This window comes from Mobilitalea sibirica (assembly GCF_015999265.1).
GTDB classification, from domain to species: domain Bacteria; phylum Bacillota; class Clostridia; order Lachnospirales; family Lachnospiraceae; genus Mobilitalea; species Mobilitalea sibirica.
Genome location: NZ_JAEAGR010000011.1, coordinates 37,189 through 62,218 on the forward strand (window position 1 = coordinate 37,189; position 25,030 = coordinate 62,218).

Here is a 25,030-nt window from a genome sequence, read left to right on the forward strand (position 1 = left end):
CACTTGCTTTTTACATTGGAATTGGGTAGAATAGATAATGTTCGAAAGGCTGGAAAGATATTATGAAAGTAATAAAAGATCATATCAAATCCGGAAGCTTTAAACCCTTTTACCTTCTATATGGGAGTGAAAGCTATTTAAAAAAGCTTTATAGAGATAAATTAAAAACAGCGATTCTTGGTGACAGTGATGATATGAACTTTAATTATTTTGAAGGTAAAGATGTCGATCAGAAGAAGATTAATGAAATAGCCCAAACCTTACCCTTTTTTCGTGATAAAAGGCTAATAATCATTGAAAACAGCGGCTTGTTCAAAAGTCAGAGCGAGCTTAGTGATCAACTTATTCATATGCCGGATAGTACCATACTCCTTTTTATTGAGGAGGAGGTAGATAAACGCAGTAAAATGTTCAAAACCGTCAGAGATCTTGGAACTATAGCAGAGATGAACGGTCTTGATGAAAAGAATTTAAAACTGTTCGTGGTTTCTCTCTTAGAACAGGAGGGAAAACGGATTGCTGAGAGTACAATAAACTATTTTCTGGAAAAAACCGGCCCGGACATGGCAAATATTAAGAATGAAGTCGATAAGCTGGTTGGATATATATGGGATCGAGCTATTGTGACACCGGAGGATGTGGATGCAGTTGTTACTACGCAGATAACCGGTAAAATATTTAATATGATAGATGCAATCGGCTCAAAGCAACAAAATAAAGCATTAGAATTATATTATGACCTGCTATCCTTACGAGAAAAGCCTATGTCCATCCTTTTTTTAATCACCAAGCATTTTAATACCCTATTACAAGTGAAGGATTTATTCAGAAGGGGCAGTAACCCTTCCTCGATCAGCGAGATGGTAGGAATACCACCCTTTGCGGTTAATAAGTATATTGGGCAAGCTAAGAATTTTTCATCCGGTCATCTTAAGGATGCTTTGGAATTTGCCGCTGATATGGAGGAACAAATAAAGACCGGTAGGATGATTGATAAAATAGGTGTAGAACTTTTAATTATAACTTTCAGTACCAGAAAGATAAGCTAAATAGAGTGAGTAAGGAATGGATGAATTATACCACAAAATTCAATAATATACAGTGTAAACTGTATCATTATAAATATGGAGACGTATCGAAGTGGTCATAACGGCCCTGACTCGAAATCAGGTAGCCCGCAAGGGCTCGTGGGTTCGAATCCCACCGTCTCCGTTACCAGGGGGTGTCGCACTATTGTGCGGCACTTTTTTACGTTAGAGATGTTTATCACACAGTAGGTCTTACTAAGGGTAATTATTATCCAACGAAAGACACGTTTTCACTCTGATGCCGCTCTAAGCACAAGAAAGAAAAACCAAGTAGTAAATATTTAGAATGAGTGGTAAAATATATTTATATTTTTAATAATATTATGAAACCTTGGTATATATTTCATCGTCTAATAGTCGATAGGAAAGAGAAATTTCCAATAAAAGAAAGGAGATTTATATGAAAAAAGCAATAACCTTGCTATTAAGTGGTGTGATTTTAGCTACCTCGATACCGGCAGGTAACAGTAGAGCTGATATGATGGCTACAAATGAAATAGTTGCAGATTCCGACATATCCATATTACCCATGCCGGAGAAGCCATCGAGGGGAGCGTTAGATCCGTCACAGGATGCTTTGGAGGCTGCGATCAAAGCAGTGAAGGGAAAAATAACAATTCCTAAGGAATATTCGGAGTTTGATTACTATTTTTACGGATCCACTTCCTATGCAGATACTTATTGGAACTTGACCTGGCGTAATCCGAAAGATTCAAGTTATATCCAGGTAAGCTGTGATAAAAACAATCATATTACACATTACAGTAAGTATGATTATTCTGCGAAGAGTACCGGTATCCCCAAGTATCTTAAAAAGGAGTTAAAAAGCACAGCAGATCAGTTTATAAAACAGATTGCTCCGCAAATCTCTTCTAAGGTGGAATATTTGGATGCGAATTATGAAAGTATCTATAGCGGTACCTATAATTATTCTTATCAAAGGAAGGAAAATGGAGTAAGTTTTCCGGATAATAAGGTAAATGTATCGGTTAACAGTGTTTCAGGAGAGGTTATGAGCGCTTCTGTTCAGTGGCTTTATGATGTCACTATTCCAAAGGCAGATACCAAGCTGACCAAAGAAGAGGCAGCCAAAATCATCGGTGAAAACCTAAAGATGGAGCTGGTATACAGAACGGATTATTATCGTATCTATGACAGTAATAAAAAGGATTATGTGCAAAAAGCTTATTTGGTTTATGAACCAAATCCCGGATATATCTCAGTTGATGCCAAGACAGGCAAAGTTTATTTGACCCGGTCAGAGTGGATTGATAAAACCAGATATGCAGGAAGCGGAGACTATGAAAAAGAGGAAGCAGTCAATGATATGGCGAAAACAGCTTCCGATGTATTAACAGAAGAAGAAATAGCTAAAATCAATGAACTGGAAGAACTGATCACGAAGGATAAAGCGATAGAGAAAGTGACGAAAAATTCTTATCTTTATATCGATAAAAATCTAATGTCATATAACGCTTACTTAAATAAATCCTATAACGGAAATAAAGAAGCAAATTATGTCTGGAATATAGAACTCAGAGACCCCAGGCCTGTGGATTATGATAAGGATAGTAAGTATTACCGAGCCTATGCCAATGCACAGGTCGATGCAAAAACAGGTAAAATACTGAGCTTTAAAGCCAGTCTTGACAGTAATTATAATGATAAGAACGGAACCTGGAATGAAGTAAAAATTAAATATAATAAAGAGGAAAGTCAGACCAAACTGGAATCATTTTTAAAGAGCCAGATTAAGGATCGCTTCACTAACTCAAAACTGGTAACTATCAGTGATGATTATGTCGCCTTTTATAAGAATGATGAACCGGTATATGGCGGATACCAATATAAATACAACAGAGTAAATGAGGGTGTGATTTATCCTTACGATCATATTTATGGAGCCGTAGACGGAGTCAGCGGTAAGATCTATTCCTATCGTTCTTCCTGGAATGACAATGTAGTGTTTGAATCACCAAAAGGAGCTATGTCTTCGGAGAAAGCATTTGAACATTATATTTCAAAAGAAGGGTACCAGTTGGTTTATGAAGTCAATGAAATTAATATCTATGATCCAAGTTATAAGGGGGAATCAAGATATTATGATGATTCAGAAGCTTACAGTATGAAATATGAGGTTCGTCTGGTTTACCGTCCTGATGTTAATCCTGCTTTGATTTCTCCGTTTACCGGAGAACAGTTGACTTATGATGGGAAAGTATACAAGAAGATAAAACCTTATTCCTATCTGGATGTTGCAGACACGAGGGAAAATCGTGAAATCCTTTTGCTTTCTGATATGAACATCGGTTTTGAAGGTGAGTATTTTTATCCGGAAAAAGAAATAACAGAAGCTGAACTAATCGGTTTGATGGAGAAAGTTGGCTATGGATATTATACAGAAGAGGATAAGGCAACTGAGAATAAAGTTACCAATGAAGAGTTAGCAAAGAGCTTTATCCAAAGACTTGGACTAGAAAAAATTGCAGCAATCAATGGAATTTATAATACTGGCTACCACGATCAGTCAGAGATACGTTCTGATGCGATTGGGGCAGTAGCATTAGCCAAAGGATTAGGGCTGATGACCGGAGATAATAACAATTATTTCTATCCTAAGAAATATGTAACCAGAAAAGAAGCAGTTCATCTAATCCTTAATTTTATTAAGGTTCAAAGGGATGGAATCTATTAATTAAATGTAAAATGATAGGCAAATAGTATGTTATATAAGTAGAAAGGCTGTTTCCTATATTCAATATATGGATAAGACAGGACTTAGGATTTCCCCTAATGCATTTCAACGAGAGTGTGTGGGAACCCTAGGTCCTGTCTTTGGTATATCTTTTATAGGAAAATAGCCATCACCAACAAATGTACACATGAAAAAGGGAATGTAGCAAATCACTACATTCCCTTCGTATATTATTAATTAAGCAATATTATTAACAGCCTTAGTGATACGAGAAATCTTTCTAGCGGCTGTATTCTTGTGATAAACACCTTTAGAACTAGCCTTACTGATTTCAGAAACAGCAGAAACTAAATTTGCTTTTGCAAGATCTTTATCACCTGCAGCAACAGCAGCATCTACTTTTTTCACCATAGTCTTAACCTTAGACTTGATCGCTCTATTTCTGGCAGCTTTTTTCTCATTAACTAAAATTCTTTTTTTAGCAGATTTAATGTTAGCCAATATTCCACCTCCAAATTATTAATATTTAATTGACCAACCATTTCACCAAGGACAACAAATTTTGAGAGTGAGATGCCAAACTTGGGTTTGGTTGTTTCGATAATTGTTTCATTAAGATCCGGACACGGACGTTCTTATGAAAACATACTATTATATAGTAGTATATCCGTTACATTCTGTCAATACATATTTTTGAAAAACTTTGTAGAAAATAAGTTTAAATAAAATATTAATTGAACATTGGAGGAAACAGGACATGTTAAGAAAAGTTAGAACCGACTTGGCATTGGAAGTCAGGGAAAGCTTTCCCCAGGATGATGTGGAAATTAGGGGAGTTGCACTAACCGAGGAATATGATGAGAAGAGTAAGATACGGGTTACAACCGTAGTGATAAAAGATGAAAAGGGAGCTAATGCAATGAAGAAACCCATAGGCACTTACATTACCATAGAAGCTCCTGAACTTAGTAAATCAGACGATAGTTACCATAAATCTGTTTCTGATGTGATTGCACAGAATTTAATGAAGCTGTCAGGTGAACTGAAAAAAGAGGAGATATTGGTTGTAGGCCTTGGGAACAGGGAAGTAACGCCGGATGCCCTTGGTCCGCAAGTGGTGGATAATTTATTCGTGACAAGGCACCTAATTAATGAATATGGTACTGAGTTTAGTGAAAGGAATAGACTTGGTAATGTCAGTGCCATATCTCCGGGTGTTATGGCTCAGACCGGAATGGAAGCACAGGAAATTATAAAGGGAATTGTAAAGGAGACAAAACCGAAATTACTTATTGTTATCGATGCCTTAGCTTCCCGCAGTGTAAGTCGCTTAAATACCACGGTTCAGATTACCGATACCGGTATCAGTCCGGGTTCCGGAGTTGGTAACAACAGAAAGGCATTAAATGAGGAAACGCTCGGTACCAAAACAATTGCTCTGGGAATTCCTACTGTTGTGGATGCTGCCACTATTGTAGCAGATACCTTGGAAAAATATATGCAAAACAGTGGATTTACGGAAGAAGAAGTTTTTAAGTTTATCTCCGAAGTGAATGAACAACATATTGATAACATGTTTGTTACACCAAAAAATATTGATGATTCCATCAAACGTATTAGTTATACGGTTTCGGAAGCTCTTAATTCCTGCTTTTCTCAAACGGTTTAGAACTGTTTTAAAGCAGTTTAAGAAACTCTTAAATTATGAACTTTGTTGGACAGGGTAATAAAACCAAGCTAAATGAATATAATGAATCAGGTTATTGGGAAATTATATTCCTGGTTTGGAGGCAGTAATGAGAAGGATGAAGATGAGGGACAGGAGACGACTACATCTGGGGATATGGACCCTTATTATAGTAGGGTCGATATTTTTATTGCTACGCCTTGTCGCCCTGTCCTTTTCAAATGATGTAGGCCAAGCTAAGAGAAGTATCGGTTCTGTTATAATGTCAGGTTTATGTATCAATGTGTTTGAATCAGGTTCCTCTTTATTAAATTACGTAACTGAGAAAGAGGAGACTGCATATAAATTTCCGGTTAATCTGCTCTCGGATGAGTTTGCACTACAAAAGTATATGAAGGAGTCAAACTCATATGCTGTATTGTTACAAAACAGCAATCCATTTGTGATACAGGGTATACATAATAGAAAAGAGGAGAAAGTAAATAATAAAATTAGTTTTTATAACATATCCACTAATCAACTAACAAAGGATTATATACTTTCAAATGGAGCGATGTTTCATCGCAACGATTCTTATGGTAATATAGATTTTCAGTTTGCTAAGAACAGTTCAGGGAATTTTACTTCGAATGAATTACCTATAGGAGTGATTGGAGGAGAGTTTTATTTTGAAGAAACCGAAGATAAAGAAACAAATGGCGAAGGCTCAGCTATCGATACCATGCATACGAACGGTAGAGTATCTTTTACGTTAGATCAGTTAAAAGATACCGCATTTTTCGTACGTAATTTTTATATTATTGATCAATCAACGAAAATAACAGAGGGTCTGTTCGATGCAGAAAAGCTTCTAAGTAAAGACATGACATTGAAACAAGAAAATAATGCTCCTCAAATATTAATCTACCATACCCATTCTCAAGAAGCTTTTGTAGATAGTCGAAAGAATGTAAAAGCAGATTCCGTAGTTGGAATTGGATCTTATCTGACAGATATACTGGAAAATGAATACGGTTATAATGTTATACATGATACCTCCTGCTATGATGTCGTAGACGGAAAACTTGATCGAAATTTTGCATATAATTTGGCGAAGGACGGGATTGAAAAATTACTAAAGAAGCATCCAAGCATTGAGGTGGTTATTGACTTACATAGAGATGGGGTTGCGAAGAGATCAACCATAATTGATGGAAAAGAAACAGCGCAGATTATGCTGTTGAACGGATTAAGCAGGGATCAAAACGGACCAATCACCCATCTTGACAATCCATATCTCTCGGATAATTTGGCTTTTAGCCTTCAGCTCCAGATGAAATCTCTTGAGTTATACCCGGGACTCTTTTATAAGAATTATCTGCAATGTTATCGCTATAATATGCACGTTAGACCAAAATGTATTCTAATGGAGCTTGGAACCCATGAAAACACCCTACAATCGGCTAAAAACGCAATGGAACCCTTTGCCGAAATACTGGATGCAGTATTACAAGGTAAATAAATCCATACAACAATTTAATCAGCTTGTAACTCCAAAAAGGGTATGCTATAATGATGTCTGGTACAACGCAAGCTCCAATGGAAAAAACGTTTTGTAGCCATTAGTAAGGCAAGTTATAAAGTGACAGAATATGAATATTAAGTTTAATTAGAAAATGATATGTGATTTTGTAATAATAAAATATTTAGAGATGCGTGAAAAATAGTCACTATAAATAAGATAATAAACAGAAATAATGAAGATATATTGTACACAGGAGGAGTAAGATGGCCTTAGACCAAAGCAAAATCAGAAATTTTTGTATTATAGCTCATATTGACCATGGGAAATCAACCTTAGCAGACCGGATAATTGAAATGACTGGATTATTAACAAGCCGTGAGATGCAGTCACAGGTTCTTGATAATATGGATTTGGAACGGGAGCGCGGAATTACGATTAAAGCACAAACCGTAAGAACGGTCTATAAAGCAAAGAACGGTGAAGAATATATCTTTAACCTTATTGATACCCCGGGGCATGTAGACTTTAATTATGAAGTATCCAGAAGTCTTGCAGCCTGCGAGGGAGCCATTTTGGTTGTCGATGCGGCCCAGGGGATTGAAGCACAAACTCTTGCCAATGTATATCTGGCACTTGATCACAACTTGGATATAATGCCAGTTATCAATAAGATTGATCTTCCCAGTGCGGACCCGGAGAGAGTAATTGCGGAAATTGAAGATGTAATTGGTCTGGAAGCCCAGGAGGCACCTTTAATTTCTGCCAAACAAGGAGTTAACATTGATCAGGTACTGGAACAGATAATTGAGAAAATTCCTGCACCGTCAGGAGATCCTGAAGCACCCTTACAGGCTTTGATCTTTGATTCCATTTATGATTCCTATAAAGGTGTCATTGTATTTTGCAGAATCAAGGAAGGCAGGGTAAGAAAGGGAACCCAGATTAAGATGATGGCTACCGGTGCGACTGCAGAGGTGGTAGAACTGGGTATCTTTGGACCTGGTCAATTTATCCCTGCAGAAGAGCTTTCGGCTGGTATGGTTGGTTATATTACAGCCAGCTTAAAAAATGTCAAGGATACCCGGGTTGGAGATACGGTGACGGATAAACAGCGTCCCTGCGCAGCGCCGCTGCCGGGTTATAAAAAAGTTAATCCTATGGTATATTGCGGAATGTATCCCGCAGACGGAGCAAAATATCCGGACCTTCGGGATGCCTTGGACAAACTTCAGTTAAACGATGCATCCCTCCAATTTGAGCCGGAAACCTCCGTAGCTTTAGGCTTTGGCTTCCGTTGTGGCTTCTTAGGACTTTTACATCTTGAAATTATTCAGGAGAGACTGGAACGGGAATATAATCTTGATTTGGTAACTACCGCTCCCAGTGTTATCTACAAGGTTCATAAAACAGATGGACAAGTAATTGATATTACGAATCCTACGAATCTTCCGGAACCTACCCAGATTGATTACATGGAGGAACCGATGGTATCGGCAGAAATTATGGTAACAACTGATTTTGTGGGTGCTATTATGACTTTATGCCAGGAACGAAGGGGTATTTATCTTGGTATGGAGTACATGGAAACTACCAGAGCCCTACTAAAATATGAGTTGCCCTTGAATGAAATTATCTATGACTTCTTTGATGCTTTAAAATCCCGTTCCAAAGGATATGCCTCCTTTGATTATGAATTGAAGGGATATGTTCAGTCAGAGTTGGTCAAATTGGATATCTTAATTAACAAAGAAGAAGTGGATGCTCTGTCCTTTATCGTCCATGCAGAAAGTGCTTATGAAAGAGGCAGAAGGATGTGTGAAAAGCTTAAGGAAGAAATTCCTCGTCAGATGTTCGAGATACCAATTCAAGCAGCCATAGGTAGCAAAATCATTGCCAGAGAGACCGTGAAAGCCATGAGAAAAGATGTATTGGCGAAATGTTATGGCGGTGATATAACAAGAAAGAAAAAACTCTTAGAGAAACAAAAAGAAGGAAAGAAGAGAATGCGACAGGTTGGTAATGTAGAGATACCTCAGAAAGCATTTATGAGTGTTCTAAAATTAGATGACGATTAAAAGTGATGATTAACGATTGATAATTATTATTATATGATTAAATGAAGGTTACTAAGAATGGTTATATGCTTGATTAAGAGCAAATTAACCATTCTTTTTATACAAGATTAGTAATAAATCTAAAAAAGAAGTTTAACGGTTATCCTACACGAAAAAGACTATCGGTGATTCTAAAGTTTATTATTATGAATAACTTATAAAATTATTAATACATAAAAATTATAATAATGAAGATGAAATAGAAAAGAAGACAACAAATAAGATAAAGATAATAAATAAGATAAAGTCGATAAATAAGATAAATAAAATATATAAAATATAGATGAAATGAATGATAATGATATTGGGAGCTGCGAATGAACAATCTTAATGGGAACAATTTTAATGAAATAAAAGATCATATTGATCAAAGAAAGAGAAGAGATTTGGGATTATATATTCATGTTCCCTTTTGCAAAAAAAAATGTGATTATTGTGATTTCTTATCCGGTCCGGCGAATAAGGAGATACAGAAAAGATATTTTGAAGGACTTATGAAAGAAATTGTAAGCTATAAAGGTGGAAATAATGATTATCAAGTACCTACCATATTTATTGGAGGCGGAACTCCTTCTGCCGTGGATGCTAACTATATCAAAGAGATTTTAGAGACGGTTAGGAATGTATTCTCTATCAAAAATGAGCCGGAAGTATCGATTGAAGTGAATCCTGGAACTGTCAATGAGGAAAAGCTAAACATCTATAAAAGTGCAGGTATCAACAGAATAAGCTTTGGTCTACAATCAACGAATAATAGGGAACTTAAACTTCTTGGAAGAATTCATACTTATGAGGAATTTGTCGATAATTATCATTTGGCAAGAAATTTAGGATTTCATAATATCAATATTGATTTGATGTCTGCTTTACCGGGGCAAACACTTGCTTCTTGGGAATTATCACTTCATAAGGTGTTAGCTTTAAATCCGGAACATATTTCTGCCTATAGCCTGATTATTGAAGAAGGAACTCCGTTTTATAAACGATATGGGAATAATCATGAATATAAGAAATCTGATAAAATAATAAACGAAGAAGAACTTCCGGATGAAGAGGAAGACCGTAAGATGTATATGAGGACGAAGCAAATATTACAGGAACATGGGTATCAACGATATGAAATATCCAATTATGCAAAAGAGGGCTACGAATGCATACACAATAATTCTTATTGGACAGGAACGGAGTATTTAGGCTTAGGACTAGGAGCATCTTCTTTGGTGCAAAACGTACGGTTTCATAATATTACGGAACTGAATCAATATATAAAGACGTGCAATAAATTTTACACGAATGAAGAAAATGCACGATTTAAGCATGATAGAAACGTGTTTACCAGTATTTTGAAAGATTCTGTCGGTATAAGGGAAAACCTTCAAGTTTTATCGATAAAAGACCGTATGGAGGAATTTATGTTTCTAGGTCTTAGACGGGATAAGGGAATCAGTAAGAATTATTTCTTTGAATGCTTTAATGTAAGTATTCATACAATATTCGGAGAAGTGATTGATCATTTAATTAAAAATACTTTACTTATTAGTGAAGGGGATAAACTGAAGTTATCTGAATATGGGGTTGACATTAGTAATCAGGTATTATCACAATTTTTACTTGATTGATTTTGATTAAAGGGGCTGTAGCCCCTTTTTTATAATTTAAAATATACAAATACAATGCACAAATTATTATTATGAAAAAAAAGTAAAGTAATTAAGCGATTTGACGATATACACAAGAATGTGTATCTGATAGAAAATAGATGTAGCAGTCAGACGGGTTATAATCTTAAGCATCTGGCATATTACATAATAGCTCCTTTTTCAGAATAAAGATTATAGACTCGACAGATATATAATACAAACAAATTATATAATGAGGATTAGAGCGGTAGCTCTTTTTTAAATGAAATTAGAGCTAAATTATCAGACGGTTTTATTTGCAATCTTTTTATTAAATTATAAAATATCCTTGACAAAAGAAAATGATAGTGATATTTTATATGTAGATATTAGCACTCTATCAAGGTGAGTGCTAACAAATACAAAAAGAACTTTTATTTTAGAATAAAACAAAAGGATTGAGGTGGGTTTAGTGCAGGAACTGGATGAAAGAAAATTAAAAATATTGCAGGCGATCATCCATAATTATCTGGAAACCGGAGAGCCTGTAGGTTCCAGAACCATCTCAAAGTATACGGATTTGAATTTAAGTTCTGCTACGATACGAAATGAAATGTCTGATCTGGAGGAAATGGGTTATATTGTTCAACCTCATACCTCAGCAGGAAGAATTCCTTCGGATAAAGGATACCGTCTTTACGTTGATATGCTTCTAAAGGATAAGATGAAAGAAGTAGAAGATATGAAGGAAATTTTAGTTCAAAAGGCAGATCGATTGGAAAGTTTATTACAGCAGGTAGCAAAGCTTTTGGCCGTGAATACAAACTATACTACCATGGTTTCCACACCTCAATACAAAAAGAAAGTGAAATTCCTTCAATTAACTGAGGTGGATGATAATCAATTATTGGCTGTCATCGTTTTTGAAAGAAACATTGTAAAGAATAAAATTATACAACTATCAACATCCTTAAATAAAGAAACAATATTAAAATTAAATATTGTTTTAAATACATTTTTACAAGGCTTGGATTTATCAGAAATAAACTTACCTGTGATAACCAAGATGAAAGAACAGGCAGGCGATTACAGAACAATTGTCAACGATATTCTTGATGCCATTATGCAGGCAGTATCGGAAGAGGATGATATTGAAATATATACTTCCGGTACAACTAATATATTAAAATATCCGGAGTTAAGTGATAGAGAAAAGGCCTGTGAGCTCTTATACACCTTAGAAGAGAAAAAGATGCTTACAGAGATCATTCAGGATAAAATGGATGGTGAAGAAAACAGAGGTATTCAAGTTTATATTGGTGATGAATCCCCGGTGAAATCCATGAAGGACTGTTCCGTTGTAACGGCCACCTACGAGATTGAAGAAGGAGTATATGGAAAAGTAGGTATCATTGGTCCAAAACGCATGGATTATGAAAAAGTAGTGTCTACACTGCAAACCTTGATGGTGCAGCTGGATGATATATTTAAGAAGAAAACTTAGGCAGGAAAGGTGGTAAAGGATAGACTTGGAAGATAGGGATAAGGCAATTGAGATAATGAAAGCTGCCATGGAAAAGGAGAAAGAAATGAAGGAGCAATCATTTGAAACATTGAATGAACAAATAGACCCGGAGACAGATACGCTTATGAATGATTCTAATATAGCAGCTTCTGAGGAAGGTGATAATCTGGTTGAGGAGGATACTGAAATCGATACCGATACAATGCAAAATACTGAGGAAGTAAATGATGAGGAATCGAATGCCGTGGATGCTTCCGGTGAAAAGCAAGAAAAATCAATGAAAAACTTCTTTAAAAGTAACAAAAACAAGGAAATGACAGCTAAAGATCAAAAGATTGAAGAATTAACGGATCGATTGATGAGAAACATGGCTGAATTTGATAACTTCCGCAAACGTTCAGAAAAAGAAAAATCTCAGATGTATGATATCGGAGCGAAAAGTGTTATCGAGAAATTACTTCCGATTGTAGATAATTTTGAGAGAGGATTGGGAACAGTTAGCGAGAAGGAAAAGGGAAGTGCCTTTGCCCAGGGAATTGAACTAATCTACAAGCAGTTAGTCAGTGCTTTAGAAGAAATCGGTGTGAAGCCGATTGAAGCGGTAGGCAAGGAATTTGATCCGGCTCTTCATAATGCTGTGATGCATGGAGAGGATGAAAATCTCGGTGAGAATATTATATCCGATGAATTTCAAAAGGGTTATTTATACCGTGATATCGTAGTAAGACACAGTATGGTTAAAGTTGTGAATTAAACGGCTGTTTATATAGGTGGCAAAAAGCAGTCGTATTTCAAATAGGAATTGAAGCAATAGAAGATAGGTTTATTTGTTGATTAATTAATAATAATATAGGAGGAAAAAGACATGGGAAAAATAATAGGAATTGACTTAGGTACCACAAATTCATGTGTTGCCGTTATGGAAGGCGGAAAGCCAGTAGTTATTGCAAATACCGAAGGTTCCAGAACGACTCCGTCCGTAGTCGCATTTACCAAAACAGGTGAAAGATTGGTGGGCGAGCCTGCCAAACGTCAGGCAGTTACCAATTCAGATAAGACGATATCATCCATCAAAAGACATATGGGTACTGATTACAGAGTTAAAATCGATGATAAGAGATTTTCTCCCCAAGAAATCTCCGCTATGGTTTTACAAAAGTTAAAAGCAGATGCAGAAAGCTATCTGGGTGAGAAGGTTACGGAAGCAGTTATTACTGTACCGGCATATTTTAACGATGCACAAAGACAGGCAACCAAAGATGCAGGTAAAATTGCAGGTCTTGAAGTAAAAAGAATTATCAACGAGCCTACAGCCGCTGCACTGGCTTATGGTCTTGACAACGAACATGAGCAGAAAATTATGGTTTATGACCTTGGTGGAGGTACTTTCGACGTATCCATTATTGAAATCGGTGATGGCGTAATTGAAGTTTTAGCAACCTCCGGCGATAATCGTCTTGGTGGTGATGACTTTGATGAGAGAATTACCAGATATATGATTGAGGAGTTTAAGAAGTCCGATGGTGTGGATTTATCCTTAGATAAGATGGCATTACAAAGACTTAAGGAAGCTGCAGAGAAGGCGAAAAAGGAATTATCTACTGCAACCACAACTAATATTAATCTTCCGTTTATTACTGCCACTGCAGACGGACCGAAGCATTTTGACTTGAACTTAACCCGTGCAAAATTCAATGAATTAACTCATGATCTAGTGGAAAGAACAACAGCACCGGTACAAAATGCCTTAAAGGATGCAGGTATTTCAGCATCGGAACTTAAGAAAGTATTATTAGTTGGTGGATCTACCCGTATTCCTGCTGTTCAGGATAAGGTAAAACAGCTTACCGGTCAGGAACCTAGCAAGACCTTGAATCCTGATGAATGTGTTGCAATAGGTGCATCCATTCAGGGTGGTAAATTAGCAGGCGATGCAGGTGCAGGAGACATCCTCTTACTGGATGTAACTCCGTTATCTCTTTCCATCGAAACCCTTGGTGGTGTAGCAACGAAATTAATTGAGAGAAATACTACTATTCCTACCAAGAAGAGCCAGATTTTCTCCACAGCTGCCGATAACCAGACTGCGGTTGATATTAATGTAGTACAGGGTGAAAGACAGTTTGCGAAAGATAACAAAAGTCTTGGTCAATTCCGTCTGGATGGTATTCCGCCGGCAAGAAGAGGTGTTCCTCAAATTGAAGTAACCTTCGATATTGATGCTAACGGTATTGTAAATGTATCTGCGAAGGATCTAGGTACCGGAAGAGAGCAGCATATTACCATTACTGCCAGCTCTAACCTATCCGATGCTGATATTGATAAAGCAGTGAAGGAAGCAGCAGAATATGAGGCTCAAGATAAGAGACGTAAGGAAGCAGTTGATGTAAGAAACGAAGCAGATTCCATGGTATTCCAGACAGAAAAAGCTTTAAGTGAGGTTGGCGATAAGATTAGTGAAAGTGATAAAGCAACCGTAGAAGCAGATCTAGCAAGGTTAAAAGAATTGGTTGAAAAATCCAACCCTGAAGTAATGAGCGAGGGTGAAGTGGCTGACATTAAAGCGGCGAAAGAAAAATTAATGAACGATGCACAGGCGTTGTTTGCTAAATTATATGAGCAGAGTGGTGCTGCCGGAGCAGGAGCAGGTCCTGATATGTCCGGTGCAGGGGATGCCGGAGCTTCCCAAAGCTATGCCGGAGATGATGTGGTTGACGGCGATTACACAGAAGTATAAGAATTTTATTTATTAGATCGTATCAATGATATGATTTGAAACTGTTAGTCAATCAATATGGTCATTCCACTGCCTATAGATTTTGATTAATTGAATTAAGGCAGTGGATGATCCATAGTAAATCTGTAAAACCCTTTTTATTGAAGTCTACACTTGTAGTACTCATTCTTTTAGATAAATCGTAATATGTTTATAGAATTCTTGACGAAACAGTGAATTTAAAGTAAGATAGTAAAGATTTTAATATGGATTTTAATAGGTGGTCTAAGAGGCTGCCTATTTGCCTATACAAAAGTTCTGGCTATGAAAGGTGAAGGGTAAGATGGCAGATAAGAGAGATTATTATGAGGTCCTGGGTGTCAGTAAGACAGCTACGGATGATGAGTTAAAAAAAGCATACAGACAACTTGCAAAAAAATACCATCCTGATACCAACTCCGGAGATAAGACGGCTGAGGCTAAATTTAAGGAAGCTTCGGAAGCCTACGCGGTGTTAAGTGATCCGGATAAACGCAGACAGTATGACCAATTTGGACATTCTGCTTTTGAAGGTGGAGCCGGAGGGGCCGGAGGTTTTGATTTCAACGGTTTTGATATGGGAGATATCTTTGGAGATATCTTTGGCGACTTATTCGGAGGACGGCGGGGACGCTCAAGCAATGGACCAATGCAGGGCGCTAATCTTAGGACCGCTGTCAGAATTACCTTTGAAGAAGCTGTATTTGGTGTTGAAAAGGAGCTGGAGCTTACTCTAAAGGATGAATGTTCTGTCTGCCATGGCAGTGGAGCAAAACAGGGAACCCATGCGGAAACCTGCTCTAAATGCGGTGGTAAAGGTCAAGTTGTATATACGCAGCAATCTTTATTTGGAATGATTCGAAATGTACAAACCTGTCCGGATTGTAAAGGGACCGGTAAAATCATCAAAGAAAAATGTCCTGAATGTTATGGAAGCGGCTATATTAACAGTAAAAAGAAAATTAAGGTATCAATTCCTGCGGGTATTGACAATGGACAGAGTGTAAGGATTCGTGGAAAGGGTGAACCGGGAACCAATGGTGGTGGCAGAGGAGACCTTTTAGTAGAAGTACAGGTAAGCAGACATCCGATTTTCCAACGTCAGGATTATGATATATTCTCGACAGCACCTATTTCTTATGCTACGGCAGTTTTAGGTGGAGACATAAGAATTAGCACCGTTGACGGAGATGTAATTTATAATGTAAAACCGGGAACTCAGACCGATACCAAAGTTCGATTAAGAGAAAAGGGTGTTCCGACCTTACGTAATAAGAGCATCAGAGGGGATCATTATGTCACTTTAGTTGTTCAGGTACCGACAGGATTGACTTCTGAACAGAAAGAACTTTTGAAAAAATTCGATGAAGCAATGACAGGAAAAAAAGATCATAACGAAAGTGATGAGAAGGAAAAAGGAAAGAAAAAATTCTGGAAATGAAGAGAACTGTTTCGGTAAATTTAATATAATGAGATTAATTATTTCATAATCTATAACAATCAGAAGTAAAAGCAAAAACTAAAAAAACTATAACACTAATAATCAAAACTAACTAAAAACAATATAATAAACAATACAAAAACAAGAGAAGATAAGCATAAATGAAAGTTGATATGCTTATCTTTGGATTTGTATTAAATTGGAGAGCGCTATGAAGTGGACTAAATTTACCTTAGATACAACAACGGAGGCGGTTGACTTAATCAGTAATATGTTAAGTGAACTGGGAATAGAAGGAATTGAGATTGCTGATAAGATTCAGATTACAGAAGAGGAGAGAAAACGTCTGTTTATTGATTTTCTTCCGGAGCTGGGAGAGGATGATGGTACAGCAACAGTAAGCTTCTATATCGAGGCTTCCGATGATTCTAATAAAATTCTTCGTGAGGTAGAGGTAGGCTTAAAGGAACTCTCCGAATATGTTAATATTGGCAGTGGTAATATCCGGATATCCGACACGGAGGATAAGGATTGGATTAATAATTGGAAGCAATTTTTTAAGCCTTTTCGTATTGATGACACAATTGTCATAAAACCTACTTGGGAAGAGCTAACGGAACATAATCCTACAGATATGGTGATTGAAATTGATCCGGGAACCTCCTTTGGTACAGGAGCTCATGAAACAACAAAACTATGTATCTTAAGTCTAAAAAAATATATGAAACCCGGATACATGGTATTAGATGCCGGTAGTGGTAGTGGTATCTTATCGATCATAGCTAGTAAATTTGGAGCTAACTATGTAATCGGTATGGACATTGATCCTCTTGCTACGGATGCAGCGATTGAAAACGCCAGAGTGAATGGGCTCAAACCTTCAGAGCTGGACCTGCTAAAAGCTTCGGAGTATCATTTTGGATCAGATAATTCGGATATAACAGATAAAATCTCGGGCGGATTAGTATTCGTTACCGGGAATATTATTGAGAATGATATGCTTCGAACTCAGTTAGGACAAAATAAATATGATATTGTAGTTGCGAACATATTGGCAGATGTTATTATTCCTCTTTCAAAGGTGATTGGAGAGAATATAAAACCCGGAGGTATTTTTATTAGTTCTGGAATCATTAATACTAAGGAAAAGGATGTAAGAGAAGCCCTTCTTTGGAACAGCTTTGAGATTTTAGAAGTGAATAAGATGGGTGATTGGGTTTGTTTTGTGGCAAAAAAATAAGAACTAGGTTGTCATTATTAAGATGGGGAACTCTATGTGGACGAATGTCCATATAGTTAAAATACTCCCGGAGGTATCGATTGATGATACTTCCGGGAGATTTTGTTATATATATAATATGATAATTAGGAATGTATTCGATGTAGAGTTTTATAATTAATCCTTAAGCCCTCTTATTCTATTATTTTAAAGGTATCAAGCATTGCTTTCATACGGGCTCCATATCCTTCCTCAGCCTCAACAAAATATTGAGTTTCAATCGCGAAGGTATTGCTTTCCGTTTTTATTACATACAAGTTTCTTACAGGAGAGTTCCATTCATTTCCCGTCCTTAAAATATAATGTTCTGCTTCGTAATCACCGATCATAACATTGTCAACTTCTTTTTCGCTTTCTTCTACAGGAATACGACCATCGGTATTTGGCTCTGTTGTAACCCCGTTAAAGTAGAGTAAATCATTATTAATTTCTTCATCACTAACTGTTCTAACGATTAGGTATACAAAAGGATAAAGCTCCGGATTGAGATTCTCGGTCATATAAATGTCTGCATCTTCGGTATGGCCAATTTGATTGAAACGCTCTATATCATAAACCATCTGATAACCCAATCTGCTTTTATAGATTCTACCACTGAATTCTTCCTCCATACCCTCTAAGATAATGGTATATTTTTGGGGTTTTCCTTCCGCTTTTGATGTATTATCGTTCCCTTTATCTGCTGAAGGATCGTCTGAGAGTTCTGTGGTATTTTCCTCATTCGTTTTATCATCAACGCTTGAGGGCTCCTCCGAAAGAGCAGTGTCCTCTGATGCATCATCTTCGGGACGGGTAATATCTTTATTATTTTCTTCCGTCAGAGTTACAGGATGTTTCTCAACCTCGGCCTTCGAGCAGCCATAAAATGTTAAGAATGAGATGGATAGGATTATAAGTATAAGAGATAATTTTTTCATAAATATTTTCTTCCTTTCAATATGTTTGTGATAATGTCTTTACTGATTATCTAAATTTATTGTAAAGGACAGATATATCCGACAAACATAAAAGTTGTAACAAAGTTGTAAATTAAGCTTATCACTTAGTTAGTAAAGTAGCAAATATTTGATATATAGATACATAAACTGAGTTAATAACATAATACAACCTACCGTACAATGAGAGTACAACACTTCTATTATAAATGAATAAAGAAGTTGAGGATTAGGATAAATAGTCGAATTTAATTCTTATGGTGGTTCCTTTCCCTTCCCTTGAATGAATGGATAATTGTGCGTTGTGAATATCTGCAATGTTTTTGCATATGGATAAACCTAAGCCGGCTCCACCGGTTTTTCTAGATCTTGACTTATCGACCCGAAAAAAAGGTTTTATTACTTGATCGATTTTATCTTCAGGTATGCCAATCCCATTATCCGATACTTCAATAACCGGTTTCGATGACTCTTTATAAGCCCTGATATGAATTCGTCCACCCTCCGGCATAGCTTGTATACTGTTTTTAACCAGGTTACTCAGTAACATATGAATTAAGGTACGATCAATGTGCAGATCGGTTAGATGGTTTTCGGTATTCCATTGTATGTTATGGTCTTTTAACATAACATCAAAGGTATCCTGTAGATCTGAAAGAAGATTATTCACATTCACTTTAGCTATGTCCGGTTTATGCTCCCTTGCCAAAGTGAGGGTCATGAGCTTTGTATAAATATCTTTCATTCTTCTTGCCTGGGTACGTATATTGCCAGCGGCCTTTATTCTCTGTTCCTCTGAGGCGTTGGCATTTTGTAAAAACTCGGCGTAGCCTTGAATGGAGGTAAGGGGTGTATTCATCTCATGGGATAAATCATCGATGAATATCTGAAGCTCTTTGGCTCTGTCTTTTAATTCCTGTGTTCTGTTTTCTACAGCAGATGCCATTTTATTAAAAGCAATTGCAAGATCGTTAAATTCATCCTTGGTACCGGGAATACGGACACTATAATCTCCTTGAGAGATAGAGACAGCGCCTTTTTGTAACAAATGGATGGGTCTGGTAATCCATTTGGAATAAAGATACGAAAGTAGCCCTAGTAAAATCACCAATCCAAAGGATAGTAAAACGGTTAGGCGTATGCTTATTTCTCTTGCAGTATAGATTTCATTAATTTCTCTCGCATAGAGAAATACAGTCTTTTGATCGACCGGTAAACCGGATACCATGATAAAATGCTTCCCATTCTCTTCAAAAACCTGAAGCATCTTTGTGTTTTCTTTTACCGATAACAATTTATCATAGGCGTCTTGTTCGATTTCGGTGAAACTATTATAAAGATATTGTCCATCCTTATAAAACATCAGATGGATTCCCCTTTGGGCATAGTAGTTGCCATAACGATTAAGTAAAGTCACCATAGTATCAATAGAAGAAGCAGTGAAATCCATATTATTACCTATTGATGAGGTGATAAACTCAAATTCATTCAATGAACGGTCCTGCTCCTGCTTGAGATTGGATAAATGATTTCTATTTATGATAATAACAGAACTTACTAGTAGGGTGGTTAAAGATACCAGTAATATGCTTAAAAATATTCTGATCCAAAGCTTCATTCCTTAGGAACCTCCAAACGATACCCGTATTTATATACGGTTTTTATCACATTATCCCAATCCAGTTTTTTTCTTAGTCTTTGAATGTGCATATCAACGGTTCTGGTCTCACCCATATAATCATAACCCCATGCGGCTTCCAGCAATTGTTCCCTGGTTAATGCCAGGTTTCGGTTTTGTATGAGGATTTCCAATAGAGCAAATTCCTGAGCGGTAAGGTCTATCACCTGATTATCTTTATAAACTGCTCGTTCATCCAATCTTACTTCAACATCCTTGCAATGAAATATATCGTTGGAATTACCGCCTCTTCGCAGTACCACTTCAATTCTTGCTAATAATTCAAGTGTATCGAAGGGCTTTATAATATAATCCTCTGCACCCAGCTTCAGACCTTTTACCCGATCCGTTAAGGAACTCTTAGCGGTAAGGAAAATGACCGGAATACGTTTATCTTTAAATTTCTCTAAGAGACTAAAACCATCGATACCAGGCAACATAACATCCAAAAGGCAAAGATCAAAGCGATTTGATTTTACTGCTTCCAGGGCTTCGTATCCGTCAAAAGCCTGCACTCCGGTATGCCCCACCATAGTTAGATTCATATTGATTAAGTCGCTGATTGCTTCTTCATCTTCTACGATAAGTATGTGACCCATAAGACTCCCTTCTATATTACATTGTAATTTTAATTTACTAGTATAAACTCATTGTATCACATTTTATATACTTGTACAGTGTGTCAAAATAAGAAGACCCTGAAAAAGAATACATCTTTTTCAGGGAGTATGTGAAGCATTTAGAATGATACTACATATTTGCGATCGTCCTATATTTATAAAACAGAATTTATACGCATATATAATGAAAGGACAAATAATTCGTTATTTACGAAATCGGGGATTAGTGAAAGCATAGATTGTACTTCCTATTGTAAGAATTACGATAATTAATGTCATTAGAATTACTAACCATGTAATATCAAAAACACCTGCAATAATTGCCAGCACCACAAAAAATATCACTTGAAAGAGTAAGGAACCGTAAAATTGGCTTAATTTTGCAGCATCATATTCATCCTTCTTAGATTTGGGAAGTATAAGATATAATGATATAAGATTAGCGCCTTGTCCTGTTTTTAAATAAGCTCCAAGTAACAACATAATAATTAATATGGCACCACAGAAAACCAATCCTTCTAAGTCAAGGTTCATATTCAATCCTCCTTGTTTTGCTTCATCTATACATAGAATAGCATAACAAAGGGTTAGAATCATTAATATAAGATTAATTTTTGGAGGTTATTTGCAGCTCATCCAATAATAGTGAAATTAACGGTTGAACATATGTTCTTTTTGTAGTATAATATTGTAGGACTTAATATTAGATTTACAAATGTTTCATGTTATTTAATCTTTATAATTACTGACATTAAAATTTAGATAGCATATAAAATTATGTTATTCGTATAAATTAAATTAATAACCAAGGAGAACTCTCATGCATCGTTTTTACGTTACACCGGAACAAATTCAAGGAGAAACCATTCTAATTACCGGACCTGATGTCAATCATATAAAGAATGTTCTACGGATCAAACCGGGGGAGGAAATCGTAATTTGTAATGGACAAGGAAAAGATTGTTATTGTATAATTAATAGAGTGTCCGAACGGGAAATTGAAGCAAAGATCAGTTCTGTCAAGGAGACAGAGACTGAACTAAAGACAAGAATTACTCTGTTTCAGGGATTACCGAAAAAGGATAAGATGGAGCTGATTATTCAAAAGGCTGTGGAGCTTGGTGTTTATGAAATAGTTCCTGTTATGACCCATAGAACGGTTATAAAGCTGGAGGATAAGAAGAAAGAAGAGAAGAAACTGGAACGATGGCAGTCAATTGCTGAAAGTGCAGCGAAGCAGTCCGTTCGAGGGATCATTCCGAAGATTTTGCCGGTAATGTCTTACGGAGATGCTTTAAAAAAAGCGAAGGAGATGGATTTGGCTGTTATTCCCTATGAGAATGCGAAAGGGATACAGTATACCAAAGAAATCATGCAAGACCTTATAAACCATAAAACCATAGGTGTGTTTATCGGACCGGAAGGGGGATTCGAAAAAACGGAGATAGAACTGGCAGGAGATCATAATATAAAGCCTATTACCCTTGGAAGAAGGATTTTACGGACGGAGACAGCCGGCTTTGCTGTATTATCCATGATGATGTTAAATTTAGAGGAATAGATGTATCGTGGCATAGATATTATGAATGACTGCATAGAATAAGAAGGGTTATTTTATGGGAGGTAAGCGATAATGGAAATACAACTCTGGAGAGAAATACTTGATCCATACGGTTTGGCAGTGAATGAGTTGGTGGTAAAGTTTAACCATATTATTGAACAATATAAACATGTGGGAGCTTATTCACCGATTGAGCAGGTAACGGGCAGGGTAAAGACAATATCGAGTATCCTTGAAAAATCACAAAAGAAGAATATTGACCTTAAGAATTTTGAAGATAAAATTGAAGATATCGCCGGAATCCGTATCATATGTCAATTTGTTGAAGATATCTATAAAGTGGTTGATATTATAAAAAAACGGTCCGATATGAGAATAAAGAGTGAAAAAGATTATATCGATAATATGAAGAAAAGCGGATATCGTTCGTATCATATCACTGTTTATTATAATGTTGAAACCTTACAGGGTACAAGGGAACTTCAAGTGGAGATACAGATCCGAACGTTGGCAATGAATTTTTGGGCTACGATTGAACACTCTCTTCAATATAAGTATAAGCAGAATATGCCGGAGCACATAAGGGAGAGATTATCTTCCGCAGCAGAGGCGATTCTTATTCTTGATAGAGAGATGAGCGTAGTCCGTGATGAGATTATGGATGCACAGAATTCATTCACAATCAAGGCCAATATTGTTGCTGATATTTTGACCAACATACAAAATCTTTATAAAGTTGCCAATAAACAGGAAGTAATACGGATACAAGATGAATTCTTTCGGATTTATCAGATTGGTGATAGGGAACAATTAGAGCAGTTTAGTAAAGAGCTGGATATGATTTCGGAACGTTATCATGCTCAGAGCTTAAGATAATTCGCATATGTTTTCACGCAACCAAATTAACCAATCTATATAAATAGAATTAAGTTCGCAAAGTTGCGAACGCGGTACCTTAATTTACATGAGCATCAGGTAATGGGGCTGTAGCATATCCATTATGCAGCAGCCCCATTAAGGAAGTCAAATAAACGGAGTGAGAGAATGAATTTACCTAAATTATTTGAGGACAGAATGAGAAACCTTTTAGGGGATGAATATGAGGAGTATTTAAGTTGCTACCATAAACCGCATTTTGGCGGTTTGCGGGTTAATACTCTAAAATTAACTCCGGAGGAATTCGAGGATATCTGTCCTTTTTCCATTCAAAGAATACCATGGATTCAGAACGGATATTACTATGACACCGATATGCAGCCTGCTAAACATCCCTACTATTATGCGGGCTTATATTATATACAGGAACCCAGTGCCATGACACCGGCCAGTTTACTACCGATTGAGAAGGGGGATAAGGTACTGGATATCTGCGCTGCACCGGGAGGAAAGAGCACGGAGCTTGGTGCAAGGCTTGGAGGAGAAGGACTTCTGGTATCCAATGATATCAGCAATTCCAGAGCGAAAGCTCTGTTGAAAAACATTGAGCTTTTTGGTATTAGAAATGCATTAGTGTTAAGTGAAGCACCAAATAAACTTTATGATTATTTTCCGGAGTATTTTGATAAGATTTTAATTGATGCCCCTTGTTCAGGGGAAGGAATGTTTCGAAAAAGCCCTGCAATAATGAAAAATTGGGAGCAATATGGTGTGGAATACTATAATAAACTCCAGAAAGAGATTATTCATTTTGCAGCCAGAATGTTAAAACCGGGTGGTTATATGTTATATTCGACCTGTACTTTTTCACCGGAAGAAAATGAAGGAACCATATCGTATCTATTGGAGGAATTTCCGGAGTTTCGTGTGGTAAATGCGATACCGGATGAAGCTACCTGCAAAAAATTAAATATATCTTATGATGGCTTTGATTATGGTAAGCCGGAATGGGTAAATGGAAAAAATGAACTAAAAAATTGTATCCGACTATGGCCCCACAGGATAGACGGGGAAGGTCATTTTATTGCTTTGTTAAAAAAAGACGGTGTATACAATGGGAAAACGACAGCTTCAGATGCCGATGATAGGAATATACAAATGAAATCATACAAACAAACCGGATCGAAGAAGTCTGACAATATGATGTTATCGGAAGAAGCAATAGAATTTCTTGATGATATTAAGCTAACAAATTTAATGTTCGATCCTTCCACCAATCCTCTTAAGAATTATGCGGTCCATAATGAAAAGGTTCATCTGATGCCGGCGGGGTTACCGGATATTAAGGGTCTTCGTATCTTAAGGCAGGGCTTACTTTTAGGAGAGATGAAAAAACAGAGATTTGAACCTTCACAAGCCTTAGGAAGTTCTCTTAGAAAAAACGAATATGATAAAATAATTAATTTAGACAGCAAAGATATGGAAGCGATTAAATATCTAAAGTGTGAATCACTTAACCTAAACGAAGATTATAAGGATGGATGGTATTTAATCTGTGTAGATGGTTATTCTCTGGGTTGGGCTAAATTAACGAAAGGCAATTTTAAGAATAAATACCTTCCCGGTTGGCGATGGGTATAATATTCTAATCTA

Annotated in this window: 19 protein-coding genes and 1 tRNA gene; 15 read left to right on the forward strand and 5 right to left on the reverse strand. The window is 36.6% G+C overall.

The window, feature by feature from the left end; translation table 11 throughout:
* Positions 1-62: 62 nt before the first annotated feature.
* The 3 genes from holA (at position 63) to I5677_RS10995 (ending at position 3,783) form a co-directional block, all read left to right on the forward strand.
* Positions 63-1,049, forward strand: a complete 987-nt coding sequence (holA, locus tag I5677_RS10985) for a DNA polymerase III subunit delta (RefSeq protein WP_197661637.1) — start codon at positions 63-65, stop codon at positions 1,047-1,049.
* Between the two features lie 77 nt (positions 1,050-1,126).
* Positions 1,127-1,212, forward strand: a tRNA-Ser gene (locus tag I5677_RS10990).
* A 276-nt stretch (positions 1,213-1,488) separates the two neighbouring features.
* Complete coding sequence (locus tag I5677_RS10995; RefSeq protein WP_197661638.1) at positions 1,489-3,783, forward strand: YcdB/YcdC domain-containing protein; 2,295 nt, start codon at positions 1,489-1,491, stop codon at positions 3,781-3,783.
* A 237-nt stretch (positions 3,784-4,020) separates the two neighbouring features.
* On the opposite strand, the gene rpsT is transcribed toward I5677_RS10995, so the two are convergent.
* On the reverse strand, positions 4,021-4,284 hold the full coding sequence (gene rpsT / locus I5677_RS11000) for a 30S ribosomal protein S20 (protein ID WP_197661639.1): 264 nt from the start codon (positions 4,282-4,284) through the stop codon (positions 4,021-4,023).
* 256 nt (positions 4,285-4,540) lie between these two features.
* Between rpsT and gpr the strand changes: the two genes are divergently transcribed.
* The 9 genes from gpr to I5677_RS11045 all read left to right on the forward strand — a co-directional run bounded on the left by gpr (position 4,541) and on the right by I5677_RS11045 (position 17,668).
* On the forward strand, positions 4,541-5,452 hold the full coding sequence (gpr, locus tag I5677_RS11005) for a GPR endopeptidase (protein WP_197661640.1): 912 nt from the start codon (positions 4,541-4,543) through the stop codon (positions 5,450-5,452).
* 127 nt (positions 5,453-5,579) lie between these two features.
* A complete protein-coding gene (locus tag I5677_RS11010; protein WP_197661641.1) occupies positions 5,580-6,971 on the forward strand; it encodes a stage II sporulation protein P in 1,392 nt (463 codons plus the stop codon).
* Positions 6,972-7,237: 266 nt separating this feature from the next.
* Positions 7,238-9,049: a translation elongation factor 4 gene (gene lepA / locus I5677_RS11015; protein WP_197661642.1), complete on the forward strand. Its 1,812-nt coding sequence runs from the start codon at positions 7,238-7,240 to the stop codon at positions 9,047-9,049.
* A gap of 356 nt (positions 9,050-9,405) precedes the next feature.
* Positions 9,406-10,707 carry a radical SAM family heme chaperone HemW gene (gene hemW / locus I5677_RS11020; protein WP_197661643.1) on the forward strand — a complete coding sequence of 434 codons (1,302 nt, stop codon included), beginning with the start codon at positions 9,406-9,408 and terminating at the stop codon, positions 10,705-10,707.
* 463 nt (positions 10,708-11,170) lie between these two features.
* The gene (hrcA, locus tag I5677_RS11025; RefSeq protein ID WP_197661644.1) at positions 11,171-12,211 is read left to right on the forward strand and encodes a heat-inducible transcriptional repressor HrcA; all 1,041 of its coding nucleotides are present in this window, start codon (positions 11,171-11,173) and stop codon (positions 12,209-12,211) included.
* Between the two features lie 85 nt (positions 12,212-12,296).
* Positions 12,297-12,986, forward strand: a complete 690-nt coding sequence (gene grpE / locus I5677_RS11030) for a nucleotide exchange factor GrpE (protein ID WP_197661715.1) — start codon at positions 12,297-12,299, stop codon at positions 12,984-12,986.
* 111 nt (positions 12,987-13,097) lie between these two features.
* Complete coding sequence (dnaK, locus tag I5677_RS11035; protein WP_197661645.1) at positions 13,098-14,969, forward strand: molecular chaperone DnaK; 1,872 nt, start codon at positions 13,098-13,100, stop codon at positions 14,967-14,969.
* A gap of 322 nt (positions 14,970-15,291) precedes the next feature.
* Entirely contained in the window at positions 15,292-16,428 is a 1,137-nt protein-coding gene (dnaJ, locus tag I5677_RS11040; protein ID WP_197661646.1) for a molecular chaperone DnaJ, read from the forward strand.
* A gap of 211 nt (positions 16,429-16,639) precedes the next feature.
* Positions 16,640-17,668: a 50S ribosomal protein L11 methyltransferase gene (locus I5677_RS11045; protein ID WP_197661647.1), complete on the forward strand. Its 1,029-nt coding sequence runs from the start codon at positions 16,640-16,642 to the stop codon at positions 17,666-17,668.
* Positions 17,669-17,841: 173 nt separating this feature from the next.
* On the opposite strand, the gene I5677_RS11050 is transcribed toward I5677_RS11045, so the two are convergent.
* From I5677_RS11050 to I5677_RS11065, 4 genes are all read right to left on the reverse strand, one after another.
* Complete coding sequence (locus I5677_RS11050; protein WP_197661648.1) at positions 17,842-18,624, reverse strand: hypothetical protein; 783 nt, start codon at positions 18,622-18,624, stop codon at positions 17,842-17,844.
* Positions 18,625-18,871: 247 nt separating this feature from the next.
* Complete coding sequence (locus I5677_RS11055; RefSeq protein WP_197661649.1) at positions 18,872-20,260, reverse strand: sensor histidine kinase; 1,389 nt, start codon at positions 20,258-20,260, stop codon at positions 18,872-18,874.
* The gene (locus tag I5677_RS11060) at positions 20,257-20,919 is read right to left on the reverse strand and encodes a response regulator transcription factor (protein ID WP_197661650.1); all 663 of its coding nucleotides are present in this window, start codon (positions 20,917-20,919) and stop codon (positions 20,257-20,259) included. Before I5677_RS11060 ends, I5677_RS11055 begins: the two co-directional genes overlap by 4 nt.
* A gap of 225 nt (positions 20,920-21,144) precedes the next feature.
* Positions 21,145-21,474, reverse strand: coding sequence for a DUF3784 domain-containing protein (locus I5677_RS11065; protein WP_197661651.1), 330 nt, complete (start codon positions 21,472-21,474; stop codon positions 21,145-21,147).
* Positions 21,475-21,760: 286 nt separating this feature from the next.
* On the opposite strand from I5677_RS11065, the gene I5677_RS11070 reads away from it, so the two are divergent.
* The 3 genes from I5677_RS11070 (at position 21,761) to I5677_RS11080 (ending at position 25,018) form a co-directional block, all read left to right on the forward strand.
* Entirely contained in the window at positions 21,761-22,501 is a 741-nt protein-coding gene (locus I5677_RS11070; RefSeq protein ID WP_197661652.1) for a 16S rRNA (uracil(1498)-N(3))-methyltransferase, read from the forward strand.
* Positions 22,502-22,573: 72 nt separating this feature from the next.
* Entirely contained in the window at positions 22,574-23,377 is an 804-nt protein-coding gene (locus I5677_RS11075) for a GTP pyrophosphokinase (protein WP_197661653.1), read from the forward strand.
* 168 nt (positions 23,378-23,545) lie between these two features.
* Entirely contained in the window at positions 23,546-25,018 is a 1,473-nt protein-coding gene (locus I5677_RS11080) for an RsmF rRNA methyltransferase first C-terminal domain-containing protein (protein ID WP_197661654.1), read from the forward strand.
* Positions 25,019-25,030 lie beyond the last annotated feature (12 nt).

Excerpts from the sequence above, each read along its gene's own strand:
- holA (WP_197661637.1), top strand. The coding sequence starts at position 63 with ATGAAAGTAATAAAAGATCATATCAAATCCGGAAGCTTTAAACCCTTT.
- I5677_RS10995 (WP_197661638.1), top strand. The coding sequence starts at position 1,489 with ATGAAAAAAGCAATAACCTTGCTATTAAGTGGTGTGATTTTAGCTACC.
- gpr (WP_197661640.1), top strand. The coding sequence starts at position 4,541 with ATGTTAAGAAAAGTTAGAACCGACTTGGCATTGGAAGTCAGGGAAAGC.
- I5677_RS11010 (WP_197661641.1), top strand. The coding sequence starts at position 5,580 with ATGAGAAGGATGAAGATGAGGGACAGGAGACGACTACATCTGGGGATA.
- lepA (WP_197661642.1), top strand. The coding sequence starts at position 7,238 with ATGGCCTTAGACCAAAGCAAAATCAGAAATTTTTGTATTATAGCTCAT.
- hemW (WP_197661643.1), top strand. The coding sequence starts at position 9,406 with ATGAACAATCTTAATGGGAACAATTTTAATGAAATAAAAGATCATATT.
- grpE (WP_197661715.1), top strand. The coding sequence starts at position 12,297 with ATGAAGGAGCAATCATTTGAAACATTGAATGAACAAATAGACCCGGAG.
- dnaK (WP_197661645.1), top strand. The coding sequence starts at position 13,098 with ATGGGAAAAATAATAGGAATTGACTTAGGTACCACAAATTCATGTGTT.
- dnaJ (WP_197661646.1), top strand. The coding sequence starts at position 15,292 with ATGGCAGATAAGAGAGATTATTATGAGGTCCTGGGTGTCAGTAAGACA.
- I5677_RS11045 (WP_197661647.1), top strand. The coding sequence starts at position 16,640 with ATGAAGTGGACTAAATTTACCTTAGATACAACAACGGAGGCGGTTGAC.
- I5677_RS11050 (WP_197661648.1), bottom strand. The coding sequence starts at position 18,624 with ATGAAAAAATTATCTCTTATACTTATAATCCTATCCATCTCATTCTTA.
- I5677_RS11055 (WP_197661649.1), bottom strand. The coding sequence starts at position 20,260 with ATGAAGCTTTGGATCAGAATATTTTTAAGCATATTACTGGTATCTTTA.
- I5677_RS11060 (WP_197661650.1), bottom strand. The coding sequence starts at position 20,919 with ATGGGTCACATACTTATCGTAGAAGATGAAGAAGCAATCAGCGACTTA.
- I5677_RS11065 (WP_197661651.1), bottom strand. The coding sequence starts at position 21,474 with ATGAACCTTGACTTAGAAGGATTGGTTTTCTGTGGTGCCATATTAATT.
- I5677_RS11070 (WP_197661652.1), top strand. The coding sequence starts at position 21,761 with ATGCATCGTTTTTACGTTACACCGGAACAAATTCAAGGAGAAACCATT.
- I5677_RS11075 (WP_197661653.1), top strand. The coding sequence starts at position 22,574 with ATGGAAATACAACTCTGGAGAGAAATACTTGATCCATACGGTTTGGCA.
- I5677_RS11080 (WP_197661654.1), top strand. The coding sequence starts at position 23,546 with ATGAATTTACCTAAATTATTTGAGGACAGAATGAGAAACCTTTTAGGG.